Source organism: Sphingomonas hengshuiensis, assembly GCF_000935025.1.
In the GTDB taxonomy this organism is placed as follows: domain Bacteria; phylum Pseudomonadota; class Alphaproteobacteria; order Sphingomonadales; family Sphingomonadaceae; genus Sphingomonas; species Sphingomonas hengshuiensis.
On record NZ_CP010836.1, the window covers coordinates 1,312,161 to 1,328,818 of the forward strand.

13 protein-coding genes are annotated in these 16,658 nt (G+C 64.9%); 8 read left to right on the forward strand and 5 right to left on the reverse strand.

Annotation, left to right across the window (positions count from 1 at the left end; translation table 11 throughout):
- Window positions 1-3: 3 nt before the first annotated feature.
- The 6 genes from TS85_RS05745 to TS85_RS05770 are packed head-to-tail and all read left to right on the forward strand — an operon-like array spanning window position 4 to window position 5,722.
- The gene (locus tag TS85_RS05745; protein ID WP_044330956.1) at window positions 4-1,572 is read left to right on the forward strand and encodes a PepSY-associated TM helix domain-containing protein; all 1,569 of its coding nucleotides are present in this window, start codon (window positions 4-6) and stop codon (window positions 1,570-1,572) included.
- On the forward strand, window positions 1,569-1,859 hold the full coding sequence (locus tag TS85_RS05750; RefSeq protein ID WP_044330958.1) for a DUF3325 domain-containing protein: 291 nt from the start codon (window positions 1,569-1,571) through the stop codon (window positions 1,857-1,859). The genes TS85_RS05745 and TS85_RS05750 overlap by 4 nt, the downstream gene beginning before the upstream one ends.
- Window positions 1,781-2,539, forward strand: coding sequence for a DUF4198 domain-containing protein (locus tag TS85_RS05755; protein ID WP_227698691.1), 759 nt, complete (start codon window positions 1,781-1,783; stop codon window positions 2,537-2,539). The genes TS85_RS05750 and TS85_RS05755 overlap by 79 nt, the downstream gene beginning before the upstream one ends.
- The gene (locus TS85_RS05760) at window positions 2,539-2,856 is read left to right on the forward strand and encodes a hypothetical protein (protein WP_227698692.1); all 318 of its coding nucleotides are present in this window, start codon (window positions 2,539-2,541) and stop codon (window positions 2,854-2,856) included. The genes TS85_RS05755 and TS85_RS05760 overlap by 1 nt, the downstream gene beginning before the upstream one ends.
- Window positions 2,853-3,665: an energy transducer TonB family protein gene (locus tag TS85_RS05765; RefSeq protein ID WP_227698693.1), complete on the forward strand. Its 813-nt coding sequence runs from the start codon at window positions 2,853-2,855 to the stop codon at window positions 3,663-3,665. The genes TS85_RS05760 and TS85_RS05765 overlap by 4 nt, the downstream gene beginning before the upstream one ends.
- The gene (locus tag TS85_RS05770) at window positions 3,662-5,722 is read left to right on the forward strand and encodes a TonB-dependent receptor domain-containing protein (protein WP_044330959.1); all 2,061 of its coding nucleotides are present in this window, start codon (window positions 3,662-3,664) and stop codon (window positions 5,720-5,722) included. The genes TS85_RS05765 and TS85_RS05770 overlap by 4 nt, the downstream gene beginning before the upstream one ends.
- 178 nt (window positions 5,723-5,900) lie before the next feature.
- Here TS85_RS05770 and TS85_RS05775 read toward each other — a convergent pair whose 3' ends face one another.
- From TS85_RS05775 to TS85_RS05795, 5 genes are all read right to left on the reverse strand, one after another.
- The gene (locus TS85_RS05775; RefSeq protein ID WP_044330961.1) at window positions 5,901-7,511 is read right to left on the reverse strand and encodes an alkaline phosphatase D family protein; all 1,611 of its coding nucleotides are present in this window, start codon (window positions 7,509-7,511) and stop codon (window positions 5,901-5,903) included.
- A 94-nt stretch (window positions 7,512-7,605) separates the two neighbouring features.
- Window positions 7,606-10,602 (reverse strand): TonB-dependent receptor, encoded by a 2,997-nt coding sequence (locus tag TS85_RS05780; RefSeq protein WP_227698694.1) that lies wholly within the window; start codon window positions 10,600-10,602, stop codon window positions 7,606-7,608.
- Window positions 10,603-10,694: 92 nt separating this feature from the next.
- Complete coding sequence (locus TS85_RS05785; protein WP_044330962.1) at window positions 10,695-11,666, reverse strand: FecR family protein; 972 nt, start codon at window positions 11,664-11,666, stop codon at window positions 10,695-10,697.
- Window positions 11,650-12,234 (reverse strand): RNA polymerase sigma factor, encoded by a 585-nt coding sequence (locus TS85_RS05790; protein WP_052507776.1) that lies wholly within the window; start codon window positions 12,232-12,234, stop codon window positions 11,650-11,652. Before TS85_RS05790 ends, TS85_RS05785 begins: the two co-directional genes overlap by 17 nt.
- A 209-nt stretch (window positions 12,235-12,443) precedes the next feature.
- The gene (locus TS85_RS05795; RefSeq protein ID WP_052507777.1) at window positions 12,444-13,406 is read right to left on the reverse strand and encodes a hypothetical protein; all 963 of its coding nucleotides are present in this window, start codon (window positions 13,404-13,406) and stop codon (window positions 12,444-12,446) included.
- Window positions 13,407-13,717: 311 nt separating this feature from the next.
- On the opposite strand from TS85_RS05795, the gene TS85_RS05800 reads away from it, so the two are divergent.
- Window positions 13,718-14,791, forward strand: a complete 1,074-nt coding sequence (locus TS85_RS05800; protein ID WP_044330963.1) for a ferritin-like domain-containing protein — start codon at window positions 13,718-13,720, stop codon at window positions 14,789-14,791.
- Window positions 14,788-16,656 carry a hypothetical protein gene (locus TS85_RS05805; RefSeq protein ID WP_044330964.1) on the forward strand — a complete coding sequence of 623 codons (1,869 nt, stop codon included), beginning with the start codon at window positions 14,788-14,790 and terminating at the stop codon, window positions 16,654-16,656. The genes TS85_RS05800 and TS85_RS05805 overlap by 4 nt, the downstream gene beginning before the upstream one ends.
- Window positions 16,657-16,658 lie beyond the last annotated feature (2 nt).

A 16,658-nucleotide genomic window follows, 5' to 3' on the forward strand; every position in this document is an offset into this window, starting at 1 on the left:
GCTGTGAAGGAAACGCTTCGCCAGTCGATGGCATGGCTGCACACTTGGGCGGGGCTGCTGCCCGGGTGGCTGCTGTTCGTGATCTTTCTGTTCGGCACCACGGCCTTTTTCCAGATCGAGATCGACGGCTGGATGCATCCCGAATTGAAGCGGGCGCCGGTCACCGGACAGGCGCTCGACCGGGCGGATGCCCTGTTCCGCGCGCGTGCATCGGGTGCGGAAAGCTGGAGCGTGTCGCTGCCGAGCGGGCGGAGCAACGAGGCCCTGGTGCTGTCCTGGACGCCCAGCGGCGGCGGGTGGGAAGATCGCGCGGAAGTGAAGCTCGATCCCGCGACGGGCCGCGAGGTAGCCGTGCGCGAAAGCGCTGGCGGCTTCTTCCTCTACCGAATGCATTTCGACCTGCACTATTTGCCGGTGATATGGGCGCGCTACCTCGTCTGCATCGCCGCGCTCGCGATGCTGGTCGCGATCCTTTCGGGTATCGTGACGCACAAGAAGATCTTCGCGGACTTCTTCATGCTGCGCTTCGGCAAGGGGCAGCGAAGCTGGCTCGATGCGCACAATGTGACGGCGGTGCTCGCGCTGCCGTTCCATCTGATGATCACCTATACCGGGCTGGTCGCCTTGTTGTTCACGCTTATGCCCTGGGGCGCCAACGCCAGCTTCGGCAGCATGGAGGCCTTTTACGAGAAGGCCTTTCCGCCAGCGCCGACGATAGCGTCGACGCGCGCATCACCTCCCTCCGCGCCGCGGCAACTTCCACTCCGCGAGATCATCGCGCGCGCCGAGGCAAACTGGGCCGGGCAGAGGGCCAGTTACATCAGCATCGAACAGCCCGGCACGCCCGACATGGTTGCCGGCATCTGGCCGGGGCAGGAGATGCTGGGCGGTGGTCGCCAGCCTGTCTATCTGAATGCTGCCACCGGCGACATGCTCGGCACGGGCGATAAGCCCGGCGCTGCGCGCGCGACGCAGCGGGTCATGATCGACCTCCATGCGGGCCGCTTTTCCGGCGCGATGCTGCGCTGGCTCTATTTCCTGTCGGGCGCGGCCGGCACGATCATGGTGGCCAGCGGCCTCGTCCTGTGGACGGTCAAGCGCCGCGCCAAGCTGCCCGATCCATCCCGCCCGCATGTCGGTTTCCGGCTCGTGGAGCGCCTCAACATTGGCGTGATCGCCGGGTCGTTCGCGGGGATCGCGGTGTATTTCCTCGCGAACCGGTTGCTGCCCGTCGGGCTGCCGCATCGCGCCGACTGGGAAATCCACAGCCTGTTCATCGCCTGGGGCGCGATTTTCACCTGGAGCATCGCGCGCCCGGTCAAGCGGGCCTGGGTCGAGGCGCTGGCGGCCTGCGCAGTACTTTATGCTCTGGTGCCGATGGTGAACGCGCTCACCACGCAGCGCGGCCTGGTTCCCAGCCTGATCGCTGGCGACTGGATTTTCGCCGGCTTTGACCTCGCCATGCTGGCCACGGCTGCTGCCTGCGGCTTCACGGCGTGGAAGGTCGCCACGCGAAAGCCAAAGACTGCGCCCCGCCGCAAGACGCGCGAGCTGGAGGCGATGGCGGCATGATCCACGCGGCAATCTTCCTCCTGTCGCTGGCAGGCTTCGCCCTGCTGCTGCTCGCGATGGGCCGTCACCAGCAGGACTGGCTGCGCCGCAAGCTGCCAGCGGGCGGGAGCAGAGCCCTGCACCTGTCCGGCCTCCTGATGCTGGCACTCGCCTTCGTCATTGCCGGTGCCGGTCTTGGCTGGGGTTACGGCGCGGTTGCGTGGTTCGGTTGGATGACCGCCGCAGCAGCCCTGATCGTCGCCGCCAACCTCAATCGGGACCGCATCCTGCGCAGGGTGCGGCCCTGATGCCCGCCATTTCCACGCTGATGTTTTCGGAGATTGCCATGTTCAAGACGCTTATTGCCGCCGCACTCCTCGCTGGCACTGCCGCCAGTGCATCCGCGCATGAAATCTGGATCGAACGGGATGGCGCGACGGCACGGGTCCATGTCGGGGACGCGGCAGGCGAGCGCGACAAGGGCGAGGATATCGCCAAGCTGGTCGCAACCTCCCGCCTGTTTGAAACGCGGCCGGATCGGGCCTTCGCCATGACTGCGCAGCCCGATCATCTGGTGGCTGATGTCGGCGGCGCCGGGGATCTGCGTTATTATAACGATCAGGTCTGGGAGCCGTGGAAGACGGAGGAAGGCAGCTATCAGGCAGCCGCCTTCCAGGCGAAGGCAGGCCGCGACAGCACGCGGGCGGTCCATGCGTTCGAACTGGTGCCGGTCGCGCCGGGCAGCGACAGCTTCATCCTGACCTTCAAGGGGCAGCCGCTTGCCGACACCGGCATCACTGTCATCAATCCCGATCTTTGGGAAAAGACCTTCAAGACGGATGGGGAAGGGCGCTTCACCGTGCCGGTCGCCGCGAAAGGCCGCTATATCCTCGTCGCCCGCCACACCGCCCCCGCCGATGTCGAGATTGCCGGGCAGAGGGTTGCAAGCCTTCAGCACATCGCGTCGCTGAGCTTCGTCGCACACTGATGGCGAGCGCGATCGCCATGAGCAAGCGGGCGCGCAATCGCTGGTCGGTGGTTGCGCGCAGCCTTGCCGGAACGCTGGGCGCTTACGGCGTGACGTCGCTCTTCACGGCGGCACTTTCGCTGGTGCTGGCACGGATCGGCGTTGACCGGGTCGAGGCGGTGACGGCAGCCACCTTGCTGAGCTTCGCGGTCTTCGCCCCGATCGCCATGGCGGTGTTCCATGCCCGCAGCGCGGCGCGCGCATGGACATGGCTGATCATCGTGTCGGTTCCCCTGGGATTTGCCGTTCTCGCCTTGCTGCCCGGTGCGGAAGGATGATCGCCACCATGTTGGATGTAATGCAGGGCGAAGAGCCTATGGCGCAGGGAGGCGGGGAGGCCTTGGGGCACGCGATCGGGCCGGCAATGCCCTCCGGGACGATGGGCCGTTGGGAGCCGTCGACGCGCTACTCGGATCAACCGGTGAGCCTCACGACGCGCCTGTTCGGCATGGCCGGTACCGTGGGGGTCGCATTGCTGGTCGCCGGGGCCACCCTGTTCACCTGGACCACCTATCAGGCCGCTCAGAAGCCCGCGACGTTGAGCGTGTTCGATGTGGCACCTCCTGCCGCTCCGCCGGAGCCTGCGCGGGAAATCCCTCCCGGGCCGGAAGCGGTGGAGAAGGAAAAGGATCTGCCTGACGTCGTTCCTCCAGAGATCGAGGCGCCGGAAATCCGGATACCGAGCATCAATCCCTTGCCGCTTCCCGTCGCGAAGCCGGTCCCCGATCCGGGACCGCCGGCAAAGGAGACGACGGCGCCCGAGACACCGCCGGCGCCGCCTGCGCCGCAGGCGTCCAGCGGCAAGCCGACATGGGAGGGGCTCGTGCTGGGCGCGCTCAACAAGGTGAAGCGCTATCCCCGCGAAGCCTCTTTCCGCCGCCAGCAGGGCGTGCCCTATATCCGTTTCGTGATGAACCGGAATGGCGAGGTGCTCTCCGTTCGTCTTGAGCGGTCGTCCGGTGTCCGGGCGCTCGACAATGAAGCACTCGCTTTGCCCAAGCGCGCGGCCCCGCTGCCCACGCCACCCAAGGCGATGGCAGGCGATACCATTGAACTGGTCGTACCGGTCGAGTTCTTCATGCGATGAGCTCGCTTGCAACGCTGCTTGCCAGCCTCGCCGCCATGGCGGGGACGATGGAAGATTGCCCGGAGCAGTCCTCTCCCAAATGTGAAGAACCGCCCCGATCTGTGACGTCTGCCGGGTCCGACCCAGCCTATCCGGCGGAATTCTATACCCCGTTCCAGCCCCAGACCGCCTTGGAGATGCTGGAGCGCACGCCCGGTTTCCCCATTTCCGATGGGAGCGGTGTCCGCGGCTTTGGCGGGGCGGCGGGCAATGTGCTGATCGATGGCCAGCGTCCCACGGTCAAGGCTGGCGGCATCAGCGAAGTGCTGCGGCGCATTCCCTCCGCGCGGGTGGCGCGCATCGTGCTGCTGCGTGGATCGGATGCGGCCGAAGCGCAGGGGCAGACGCTGGTCGCCAATGTCATCCTCAAAACCGATGCACGCGGCGCAGGGACAGCGACGTTGACGCTGGCGCGTGCGGCCGATGGCGGGCTCTCACCCACTGCCAAGGCCAGCTATGCCAAGGCAATCGGCGCGTGGCAGACCAGTGTGGAACTGATGGCGGGCGAGGCACGCTACCCTTCCAACGCGCAATTCCACAATCTCGATGCGGCAGGCGCGTTGACGTTGGGGCGGCTTCAGGAATCGCTGGGCAAGGCGCCGGAATATGGGGTGGCAGCGTCTGCCTCCCGACCGCTGGGCGGCGGAACACTGACGGTGAACCTGCGGCTCAACCACGACATATACAGTTCCGCGACCGATATAGGCCTCTATGCCGGAGAGATAGCGGGTGCACCTTATGCCAACCGCTTTATCGCGTATCGCGAGGAGAGCAGCAGCGGCGAGCTCGGCCTCGACTGGACGCGCGGGCTGGGCACAGGCTGGACGCTCAAACTCGTCGGGCTGGGCCAGATGGCGACGAGCCGCGTCGGCGAGGAGTATCAGGAGCCGGCGTATCGCGGCGTTTCCGACCAGCGGCAAAAGCCGCTCGAACTGATCGGGCGCGTCACGCTCGCGCGCCAGGGCGATCATGCCATTCGCCCGGAACTGGGGGTGGAAATGGTCTATAACCGTCTGATCAGCCATCTGGATTATGCCGAGGACACCGGACAGGGCATGATGCCGGTCGCGTTGAGCAACGCGAATACGCGCGTCTCCGAACAGCGCGGCGAAGCCTTCGCGAATGTCGCGGTAAGGCTGGCACGCCGCCTCGAACTGGAAGCAGGCGGCGCGTTCGAACTCTCCCGCCTCACGGTGAAAGGCGACAGCGATCACGCGCAGAGCCTGTCCTATTTCAAGCCGTCCGCCGCGCTGGTCTGGTCGCCACGGGACAGTACGCAGCTTCGCCTAGCGATGCGACGCACGGTCGATCAGCTCGATTTCGGGGATTTCGCGGCCTCGGTCGATCAGGCCGACGGCCGGCCCATGGGCGGGAATTCCGGGCTGCGTCCGGCAAGGGTCACGCGCGTTTTCCTGCGCCTCGACCATCGCTGGGGCAAGGGCGCGGCGCTGGCGCTCGAGACCTACCACCAATGGCACAAGGGATTGCTCGGTTATCTCGTGCTCGACACGGGCGACGAGGCGCTCGGTACGATCGGCGATGCGCGGCAATGGGGCCTCACCGGCAATGCGACCCTTCCGTTGCACAGCCTGCTCAAGGGCGCACGGATCACCGTGTCAGGCACGCTTCGCGATTCGCGCTTCCGCGATCCCCTGACGGGCGAGTTCCGGGCGATGGACGATCTGCCCTCGACCAGTTTCGAGGCCGAGTTTCGCCATGACCTGCCGCGCCTGCGGTCGTCATGGGGCTTCAGCTATACGTCCGCGCAAGAGGCCGAGATCTTCTATACGGGCGAGCGCCTGTTCTGGCGCGAGAGACCAGTGTGGAATGCGTTTGTCGAGACGACGGCTGTGCCGGGGTTCAAGACGACCCTGCGCGCCAGCGCGATCACCGGGGAAGACAGCGATCGCTTGCGGCGCTTCTTCAGTCCGAACCGGGCCGGCGACTATTCAGGAAAGGAAACCCGCAAGCAGACCCAAGGCGCAACAATCTCGCTTACCTTGTCGCGGGCCTTGTAAGCGAGGAACTCGCGAATACAGAATCGGAGCCCGACGTTCAGGACCGCTAAAAAAATGTGCGGTCACCACGGTGCGGCACCTGATCGAATCGCGGTGCCGTACGCATCGCCAGCAAACGCTCGGCCTCGCGGCGCGTGCGATATCGCTTGCGAGCGATGCGTACGGTTCTGCCTGAGGCTCAGACAGGCTTCAGGCCCGGTTCGCCATGTTCGGCGACATAGCTGGCAAAGATCGTGGCGGGCAGATTGGGCTGCGTCACCTTGTCGATGATCTTCAGGTCGCCGCGCCACAAATCGCGCGTCACGTCGCACAGCAGATAGCCGCGCTTGTTGCACATCGTCTTGAGGTGCGGGTTCTGCGAGCGCAGCGCGTCGAGCGTCGGCGCATCGGGCAGTTCGCCGTCGCCGCCCGAGGTGATCGAGGTGGCGACGAATTCCGAGCTGATGATCTTGCCGTCGCCATTGTCCTGGATCAGATCGCCCGCGAAGTGGCGGTGGATATCGCCGCTGATCGTGATGACGTTGCCGGGCCGGTGCTTCTCGATATGCGACAAAAGCCGCCGGCGGCTGCCCATATAGCCCGACCACACGTCCATCCCCGCCATCGGCGCGGCCTCGGGCGTGTCGCGACGCAGCAGGTTGAGCAGCATCACCTGCTGCGCGATCAGGTTCCACCGCGTCGGCGATTGCTTGAGCCCGTCGAACAGCCACGCCTCCTGCTCGAAGCCGGTGATCGTGCGGTTGGGCGCGAACACTTCGGGCGTCTGGGGCGAGCGCAGGTCGAAATTGGCCTGGTTCGAGCGATATTGCCGCGTGTCGAGGACGAAGGTGTTGAGCAGGTCGCCATGCCGCGCGCTGCGGTACATCTGCATCGTGCCGTTCTTCGGGAAGGCGCTCAGCCGCAGCGGCATATTCTCGTAATAGGCCTGGAGCGCACCGGCGCGGCGCAGCGCGAAGATCTCCGGCGGCATCTCGTTCTCGTCGGTATAGCTCGCCCAGTTATTGTCGATCTCGTGATCGTCGAAGCTCATGAAGAACGGATGCGCGGCGTGCGCCGCCTGCAAGTCGGGGTCGCTCTTGTAGAGCGCGTAGCGGGCGCGATAATCGTCGATCGAATAGATTTCGGGGCCGTTGTGGAAGCGGAACCGCGTGCTCGGCACCGGCTTGCCGGGGTTCTGGATGCGCCAGTCGGGGCCCTCGTAGATATAGTCGCCATAATGGAAGACGAAGTCGATCTGCTCCTCGGCGATCCGGCGCCAGGCAGTGAAATGGCCTTCCTCATAATATTGGCAGCCGGCGGCGACGAAGCGCACCCGGTCGAGCGCAGTAGCAGCCAGCGGCAGTGTGCGGGAGCGGCCGACCATGCTCTGATGGCCGGCGATCTGGAAGCGGTACCAGTAATGGCGATCGGGCTGCAGCCCCTCCAGTTCGACGTGCACCGCATGGGCCAGTTCGGGCACCGCCATCTTCTGCCCCTTGCGCACCACGCGCTGGAAGCGTTCGTCCTCGGCGACTTCCCAGTTCACGCGCATCTGCTTGCGGATCACCCCGCCATGCGGATCGAGCGGCTGCGGCGCGAGCCGGGTCCAGATCACGAAGCCGTCGGGCGCCGGATCGCCCGATGCGACGCCCAGCGCGAACGGCGTGGTCGCGAATTTGGGATTCTCCTCGATATTGTACGGCGGCGGCACGTCCCAGGCGAAGGCGCTGGAGAGCAATGCGCCCGCGCCGAGGCAGGCGGTGGAGGAACCGAGCAGGAGCAGCAACTGGCGGCGATCGAAACCGGTCATAGGAAAAGCCCTTCGCAAAGAAATGGCCGTGCGGCAGGCGCACGAAGGAAGGCGCGGGGCACGGCGCGCGCGGCGCCGTGCCCCGGCCGATGCGTCAGAAGGAGAGATTCATCCCCAGGAACACCGTGGTCCCGCTGCGGGTGACGTTGTGCAGCCGATCATAGATGCTGTTGATCTGCACTTCGGGCTGGTTGGTGATGTTGATCGCGTCCAGCGTCAGCCGCAGCCCTTTGGCGACGTTCACGAACGCTGCGGCATCGACATAGATCGAGTCCTTGAACCCGTCCTCGCTGATCGCGCTCACGCCGTTGTAGCGCTGGCGCAGATAGCCCGAGCGATAGTTGGCCGAGCCGCGAATGCCCCACAGCTTGTTCTCATAATAAAGCGTGCCGTTGGCGTTGATGTCCGACAGGCCGGTGATCGGCCCGTCGAGGCCGTTCTCGCGGCTGTTCGAATCGATCAGCGTGACGTTGCCCAGCACGCCGAGTCCGTTGAAGGGCGCCGGCAGGAACGCGAAGTCGGTCTGCGCCGCCATTTCCACCCCCGTCAGACGTGCCTTGGCGAGGTTCACCGACTGGGTGAACTGCGCGATATTGGTGTCGGGCGTCAGCCCGGGCGCCAGGCTGGTGGGCAGGCCGGTGGCCGAAAACGGTATGTCGCGCAGCGTGACGGTGGTGATCAGGTCGTTGATATTCTTGTGGAACACCCCCACCGACACCATGCCGATCCGCCCGAAATACCATTCCGCGGCGATGTCCAGATCGGTGCTCTTGTACGGCTTCAGGTCCGGGTTGCCGTTGCTGATCGTGTAGACGCCGTTGTTCACCGTCACGCTGCCGGTGAGCTTCATCGATGCGAGCGCCGGGCGATTGATGTTCTGCGCCGCTGCCAGCCGGATCTGGAGCGAAGGCGTCAGTTCCAGCGTGGCGTTGAGCGCGGGGAGTACGCCCGAATAATCGGTCTTCACCGTGGTCGGCACGCGCGCGCCGGCCGCGTTGGCGACCAGCCCGTTGTTCACGACATTGGTGCGATAGGCGCGTCCGCCGACATTGCCGCGAAAGCCCATGCCGCCCAGTTCGCCGTTCCAGTTGAGCTGGAGAAAGCCGGCGTGCGTCGCTTCCGAGATATCGAAGCTGTTGAGCGTCCGGCTGGTCGGCCCGGTCAGCGTGTGGCTCTTGCCATAGGTGGCGAACATCTTGTCCCAGTCGCCGACGACGAACGACTGGTCCTTGTGCCCGTCATAGACGACGGCATAGGGCGTTACGGCATCATAGCCGGGCTTGCTGCGGAACTCGGCGGCGTACAGCCCGTCGTTGAACCAGTCCCATGCCTCGGTCGCGTATTTGCGATAGGCATAGCCGGTGTTCAGGCGAAACACCGGGCTCAACTGGTAGCGCGCGTTGAGAACGCCTTCGCGCAGGCTGGTCTCCTGGCCGTTCTCGCGGAAATACAGCTCGCGGATCGAATATTTGCTGGGGTCGGTGGTGTCCCACTTATAGCTGTTGTGCGCCGACCCGCCATCGGCCGCATAGCTGGTGACCATGCCGCCCTGCGCCTGCAGGTACAGCTTGTCGTCGATCGGCGTCTCATAGCTCGACTTCTCATAGCCGACATGCCCGTCGAGGGTCAGCGCGTCGCTGGGCTTCCACTCGCCGGTCAGCGCGATCTGGCGGAAGCGATTCTTGTTGATCTGGCGGCGATGCTCGCTGCCATAGGTGGAATTGTCGACATCGGCATAGTTCACGAAGTTGCTCGAATCCCAGCGGATCGCATTGATCTTCGATGCCGCGATCGGCTTGCCGAAATCGGTATAGGCGCCGTTGAAGATGATCTCCGATCCGGTCGGGCGGCTCGCGAGATGATATTCGTTACGATCGGTGCGGAATTCGCCGTAGAGGCCGTCGAGCGTCAGCTTGAGCGTGTCGCTGGGCTGCCACTGGGTCGCCAGCGTCGCGCCCAGCCGCTCCTGCTTGGCGTCCCACACCGACAGGCGGTTTCCCGACGCGAACACCAGATCGCCGGAGAGGAACTTCGCCTGGGTCGCCGTGTCGAGCGCGGAGATATCGACGCCGTTCTTCACATAGGTCTGCATCTGCGCGGCAGTGGGCTGGACGGGGTTGTAGGTGTCGTACCCCTGTTCCTGCGTCTTGCGCTTCGACCAGGCGACCGAGACGAGCACGCCCAGCCGGTTGTCATGGTTGTAGCCGAGCATCGCCGCCAGCCGCGGCTGGAAATCCTCGGAATAGGTGTTGGTGCCCGCCTTCGCCGACAGCGCGCCGCTCAGCCCCTGCTTGCGCTCCAGCGGCTTGGCGGTGAACAGGCCGATCGTGCCGGCCATGCCGCCTTCGTTCTGCGTCGCCTGAAAGCTTTTCTCGACTTCGACGCGCGAAAACAGCTCGGAGGCGAAGATGTTGAAATCGAACGCGCGGTCGCGCGAGCGCTGGCCACGACTGTCCATCGCCGAATCGACGTTGCCCAGCACTTCCATGCCGTTCAGCTGAACGCGGGTGAAATCGGGGCCGAGCCCGCGCAGCGTCACGCGCCGCCCTTCGCCCGCCTCGCGGTTGATCGCGACGCCCGGGATGCGCTGGAGCGATTCGGCGAGGTTCAGCTCGGGAAATTTGGCCATATCCTCCGCGACAATCACGTCGCGGATCGTGTCGGACTTTCGCTTCAGCGTGCGCGCGGCGCTGACGCTGCGCGCAAAGCCGGTTACGACGATCGTGTCACGATCCTCGGCGACGACGGTGTCGCCGCTCTGGTCCTGTGCCGAGGCATCGAGGCCGCGGCCGAGCGTGACGACATTGCCTTCCCAGCTCACGATGCGCAGCCCGGTGCCCCGCAGCAATTGATCGAGCGCCGCACGCGGTGCGAGCGTGCCCGTCACGCTGCTGGTCCGCACGCCACGCAGTGCTTCCGCCGAAACCAGGATCTGCAGATTGGTGCGGCGCGCGAAGAGCGGTATCGCGCTGCTCGCGGGCTGGGCAGGAATGGAAAAGACCTGCATCTGCATCGCAGCCGCAGCGGAAGGCGCGCAAAGACCAGCACCCAGGCCGATCATCGACCCGGTGAACAGCAATTTCCGAAACATTGGTACGACCCCCATTAGGTTTTCGACCTAAGGATGCGCCAGCTTCGAAAATCCCTCACGACACTTTAAATAAAGTTCCGTTTCAGTCGGAATTACTTTCCGATGAAGATTTCATTTCTATTTCGTGACACATGCGCGCCGGTGATCCGCGCCACCGCGTCGGCAAACTGCGCCGGCTTCGCCACTTCGAAATAGCCCGTGATTCGATAGCGGGCGATCGCCGGATCGGCGACGTGCAGCGTCACCTGGTTGTAGCGGTTCAGTTCGGCAGCGGCGTCCTCCACAGAGGTTTCGTTGAACGCTACGCCCCCTTCACGCCACGCCGGCGCCTCGCCCGCGGCGACCTGCTCGATTCGCGGCGGCGCGTTCGTGGCGGTGGCGGGCAGCGGCTGGCCGGGCGTTGCAACCGGCAGCGATGCCATGGTTCCCGCTCGAAGCGTCACACGGCGTCCGGCGCGATCACCGCGCCACACCTCCACGCTACCCTCGGTCACGGCGACCACCACCGCCCCCTCGCGCTCGCGAACCGAGAACGCGGTGCCGGTGGCGCGGACCAGCACGCCGTCCGCCTCGACGATGAACGGGCGGGCGGCGTTGTGCGCGACCTTGAACCACGCCTCGCCGCGTCCCAGCGCGATTCGGCGCGTGGCGATGCCGTAGTCGACCTCGACGCGGCTGTCGGTGTTGAGCACCGCGATCGATCCGTCGCTGAGCGCGACTTCGCGAATCTGCCCCTTCACGGTTTGATAGGCGGAGGGCGTCGTTAGCAGCCATGGCAGCGCGAGCACCGCCGCGCACGCCGCGGCGACCCCGGCCAGCACAGGTGCGCGCCGCCGCTGCGGGGCCGCCGAAACCTTGGCAGTCGCGGATGGGATCGCGTCCTGCGCCGTATCGTCGCCATTCTCCAGCAGGGTCAGCGCGGCGCGGGCGCGAAACAGCGCGCCGCGGTGCCGGGGATCGCGCGCGAGCCATGCATCCATCGCGCTGCGTTCGGCACCATCCAAGCTATTCGCATCGACCCGCAGCGCCCAATGCACTGCCACATCATCAATATCGGACGACATGGCACTCCTCACGCACCGGCTCCTCTTCCCGCGGGCTGTAATAATCACTGCCTTGCGCGATACTATGGAGCACAGCCTTTAGACCGCGGGCAAGGCTGTTCTCGACGACTTTTTCCGATACGCCCATTCGGGCCGCAGTTTCTTTTTGCGACAGGCCCTCCAGCCGGCGCAACTCGATCGCTTCACGATAGCGCGGTGGGAGATTGGCGATGGCATGGTTGACCATCCTGAGATCCCATCGGTCGCTGGCGATACGCTCGGGCGTGGGCCCTTCGTCCGCCAGCATATCGAGGTGATCGGACGCCGCCTGGATCTGAACCACCTTTTCGCGCCGGACATGCTGGAGCACGAACGAACGCGCCGTGGTGAAGAAATAGGCGCGCGGATCGCGGATATGCGCGACCGAGCCGAGTTCGCTCAGCTTGCAATAGGTTTGCTGGATGACGTCGTCCACGTCGCTGGGCTGCAACCCCGCGCGTGCCAGCCAACGGCGGAGCGCCGGCTCGTGCGGCAGAATCCGCGTGGCCACCCAACGGAGCGGCTCGCGATTGCCGACCTTCTGCACCACGTAAATTACCCCCGACGTCAGCGCGACTAGCCAGCCTTGATGACGCAAGCGTTACAGGATGGCGGGCGCGGGGAGAGGGGGCTCGTATATCTGCACGGGCTCGCGGCCCGGAGAAGGGGATCGCCGTCGGATGGTCATGCCGCTGCGAGAAGCGGCTGGCTGGGGCATATCTGGCCTTCAGTCCGACAGCCAAAGCGCGCTCGCCGCGTTCAACGCTTCCAGCGGCCGATATCGCCCCAGGTTGGCGCCTTCGTGCTCTCGCCCTCGGTAAGGAGGCCGCTTGCAGGCTTTGGCGGATCGAACAGCTGGCAGGCGGGAAGCGTGTCAGGATCGAGCCCCGCGACTTCCGCCCAAAGCTCTGGACTGGGCTGGGTCGCGCTGAACTTGCGGTAATTCTGGCTGACATAGGGCGCGTCGGCCGGGGGCAGCGGATAGCCCGAGAAATAGAAGGATTGCGGCATCATCTCACCCGCCGCATTGGCCTGGAAACCATAGCCGAACATGATGCCGCCATCCTTGGTCCGGTCGGGCGTCACGCCGACCTGCATCACCTTACCATCGTCGGCGCTCACCCAGAAGGAATAGCCCTGGCCGCCCGGTCCGATCCGAGCGCTGTCCTGCGCGCTATAGGGCAGGTGCTTGATGAAGTCGGGGCGGGGCGGATGATTGAGCGGCGAGAACAGGCAGATTGGCGGCATCCATTTGGGCCTCCCCTTGCCGGCGACGAAATAGGCGATGTTGCCAAGCGAGATGAACTTGCACGAATAGTTGTTGCGGAGCGGAAAGATGGGGAGGCAGAAACTGTCGTATCGCTCCATCATCGCCCCTTCGCCCGATTTCCCGCGCCAGGTCGAGTCGTAGAAGGTCGCGCCGGAAGAGGTCTGATAGGTCGCGCCCTTGGGGGGCTTGCCGGCATAGGGCGGCGGATATTTCGCATAATCGGGGCCGTAGACCCGGTACATCGTCCAGGTCGATTGCCACCAGTCCGGCCATTTCGGGTTGGGCGGCTCGCCTTCCTTGCGTGGATAGACGCAGTCCTGGGTCTGGCACGGGCTGGCGCCGGGCGGATTGTGTGCGCCATAGGTCTGATAGACCTGTGCCGCGGCAGGAGCGGCGAAGAGGCCGCCCGTTCCTGCGAGAATGGAAATCCATGCGGCCGGCGATCTTGTCACGGGTCCCTCCTAAGGCAGCCTTGCGGGCGCAATCAATTATATCCCGGATGATTGTCGCGCGGGCTAAGCGCGAATCGCGTATACTATGGTCGATGATCAAGGCAACGGCTATACTTGATTCTGTAAGATTGCGTCGTTATCATTGCTCAATGTGATTGAAGGCTTGGTTGAAAGAATAGTGAGGAATCACTGTTTCTTGCAGGCGAAGTATTGCGTCCAGATTGGACTTAATTCGGGATTAACTGAAAATAAGGGCTTATTGTTCGGAAGCAGATGCTCGGAGCATCCGCGCTGCGACAAGGGGGGGAAGAATGGAGACGCCCGAGGGACCCGATATCGGCGAGGTGAGGCTGGCCTGGATCGAACCGGCCAGCGTCCTCGGCGTGCGCAAGCTGGTGCAGGGCGCGATCGACATCGAGTTCGCGACTCTGCCGCCCTATCTCTACGCGTCGATGACGATCCTGCCCGAGACGAACGCAGCGGCGAAGGCGCGGCTGCAATCGATCATTATGCAGGAGATGATCCACATGTGCCTCGCCTGCAACATCATGAATGCGATCGGCGGGACGGTGCGGGTCAACGCGCCCAGCTATCCGGGGCATCTCCCCGGCGATGTCGGCGGCAAGCTCGTCATCCACCTCTATCCCTTCTCGCCGGAGGCGATGGCGCAGGGCATGGCGATCGAAAAGCCGCTCGATCCGGTGCAGCCAAAGCTGCTCAGGTCAGGCGCGAAGTCGCCGGTCACGATCGGCGAATATTATGAGCGGCTGAAGGCCGCGTTGTGCAAGCTGCCCGCCTCGGCATGGAAGCCCAACCGCAACCAGGTGAATGACGGCCAGTTCTTCCAGGGGCAGGTATTCGCGGTCCATAATTGCGATGATGCCTGCCGCGCGATCGACCAGATCGTCTCGGAAGGGGAGGGCACGCCGGTGACGCCCGAGAACAAGGGCAGCCCGCTCGATTTCCAGAACGAGCTGGCCCATTTCTACCGCTTCTGGGAGGTCTATCGCAACCAGGTGATCGAGAAGGATGTGGCGGCGGGCCCGGATGATTCGGGCTATAAATGGGGCGGCACGCTCGGCGTCGATTATGCCCAATCCTATCCGGCGATCGTCGATCCCGAGGAGCATAAATTCAAGGGCGAATCCGCGGCAGTGCGCGCTGCGCAGGACAAGTGCAACGCGGCCTATGCGGCGATGATCGCCGCGCTCGCCGCCGCGTTTTCGGGCAAGAACGGCCAACTCGGCGTCGGGGTGCGGGCGATGTTCGATCTGCGCATGGCCGCGATCCAGGCGCTCAACACCCCGATGAAGAATGGCAAGGTCGCCGGACCCGCCTTTCTTCCGCCCAAGCGTAGCGGCGCCAGCAAGGGAGCGGCGGCATGAGCATCCTCGAATTCCCGCGGGTCTATTTCGGCGGCCAGGTCAGCTGGGACCCGATCACGACCAACAACAACACCATGCCGACCTGGGTGGCGGCCTATGACGAGGCCAATGCCGATCCGAAACTGGGCCGCGACCCGGTCACCACAAAGCTGGTCGGCGACTATCGCAAGGCGGCGGTCGCGCAGATTCCGCAGCAGAATTGGGACCCGGACGGCACCCACCGCTCGATCTTCTATAACTGCTGCGTTTCGGGGGTGGACCTGGGGAAGGGCCTCGACACCAAGGACCCGTTCGTCAAGGCGCCCGTCAATCTCGCGGGCATGCTCGTCGATGCCGAACCTTATGGGCCCTATACGTCGCAGCTCTTCTTCGACGCGCTCGGCCTAGGCATCAATGGCGGTTGTCGCATCCTTGGCGTGCCGGTGCGGCGGTCGAGCGACCGTTACATCAATTTCTTCGCCAACCAATCGAACAACATGATCGCCGGCGTCGCCTCGGTGCTGTGGCAGAGCTGCTACCAATGGGAGGGCGAACTGGACGCCGCCCATCCGACGCTGCGCATCGATCCCTATGATTCACCTGTCCTGCAGGCGCTCAGGCGCCAGATGGGTCAGCCTGGGGTGAAGGGTCTGATGGTCCGCTTCGTCACCTACGACACGGTCTATTACAACGACCCCGCGCTATCGAATTCCTCGCCCGACGTCGCCAAACACGCTGCGGACCTTTTGGCCAAGTTCGCGGCCGGAGGCTTCCAGCCCAACCCTGCGCGCAGCCCGATGGTGGGGACGGTGGGCATCTGGCGCGATGGCGATCCGATGCACGAGCCGGGCGACCGCGCGCTGCTGACGAGCCAGACCCCCGTGCCGGTGGGCGGCGGCGCACCGCCCGTCCCGTTCGGGAGCGGCTGGGCGAGAATCGATGTGGAGAATAACCGTATCGCGCTCGATCTCAGCAACTGCGTCCCCTGGATCAACCGCACGCCGGACAAGGCGGATGTCGGCGAGATCTCGCTCGAGGCCGGGGGGAAGACGATCGCCGCGCTGTCTCCCGCGGACTATGCGCAGGCCAGCTATGAGGCGACATCGGGGATCGTCGATATCCCGATCCCGCCCGCGTCGCTGCCGCTGCTCGACGGCGATCTCTCGCTGGTCGCCAAGGTCGACGGGAATCCGGTGACCTTGTTGGCAGAAAAGGCCCTGCGCGCGATCCCGCTCGAGCCCAATCTCTATGTCGACCAGGATGATCCCGCCACGGCCGAGGTGCAGGTCTATGATCGCGGCAAGCCGGCCGGGAAGGGCATCACCGTGACCATGTCCGAGGTCGGCTCGCTTGAGAATGATCCGCTGGTCGCAATGACCGACGACCATGGCATCGCGCGCTTCCCGCTCAAGACCAGCGTGCCGACCGTGACCCAATTGGTGTTCCAGCCCGGGCCCGATCCGATGCTGCCGGTCACATCGAACAGCTTCGATCCGCAGGTTTTCACCTATATGTATCTGCGCGTGCTGCCGGCGGACGACGATGTCGCCGCGCTGCCGCCGACCTGGGCGAACGTCCATGACAAAGTGCTCTCCTATTGGGAGGCGCTGGCGCCGTGCATGGATAATTGGCTCCCGCTCGGCGACGAGAAGCAGGTGCGCGCCTATGCCGCCGTGCTGCGCAAGCTGACCGCGACGGACTATTTCGAGCGCTTCCGCTATATGCCGGTGACGCGCGACCTGACCCGGGGACAGCGGACCCTGCTCTACAACTTCCTCGACAGTCCGGCCACCGCGCCGCCGTCCGACGGGGCCAAGCTGAAGGCGGGCGCGCCCGAAGCCGGGGACACAAGCGACTTCGGCAAGCTCGCGCGCGCGATGCGCTGACC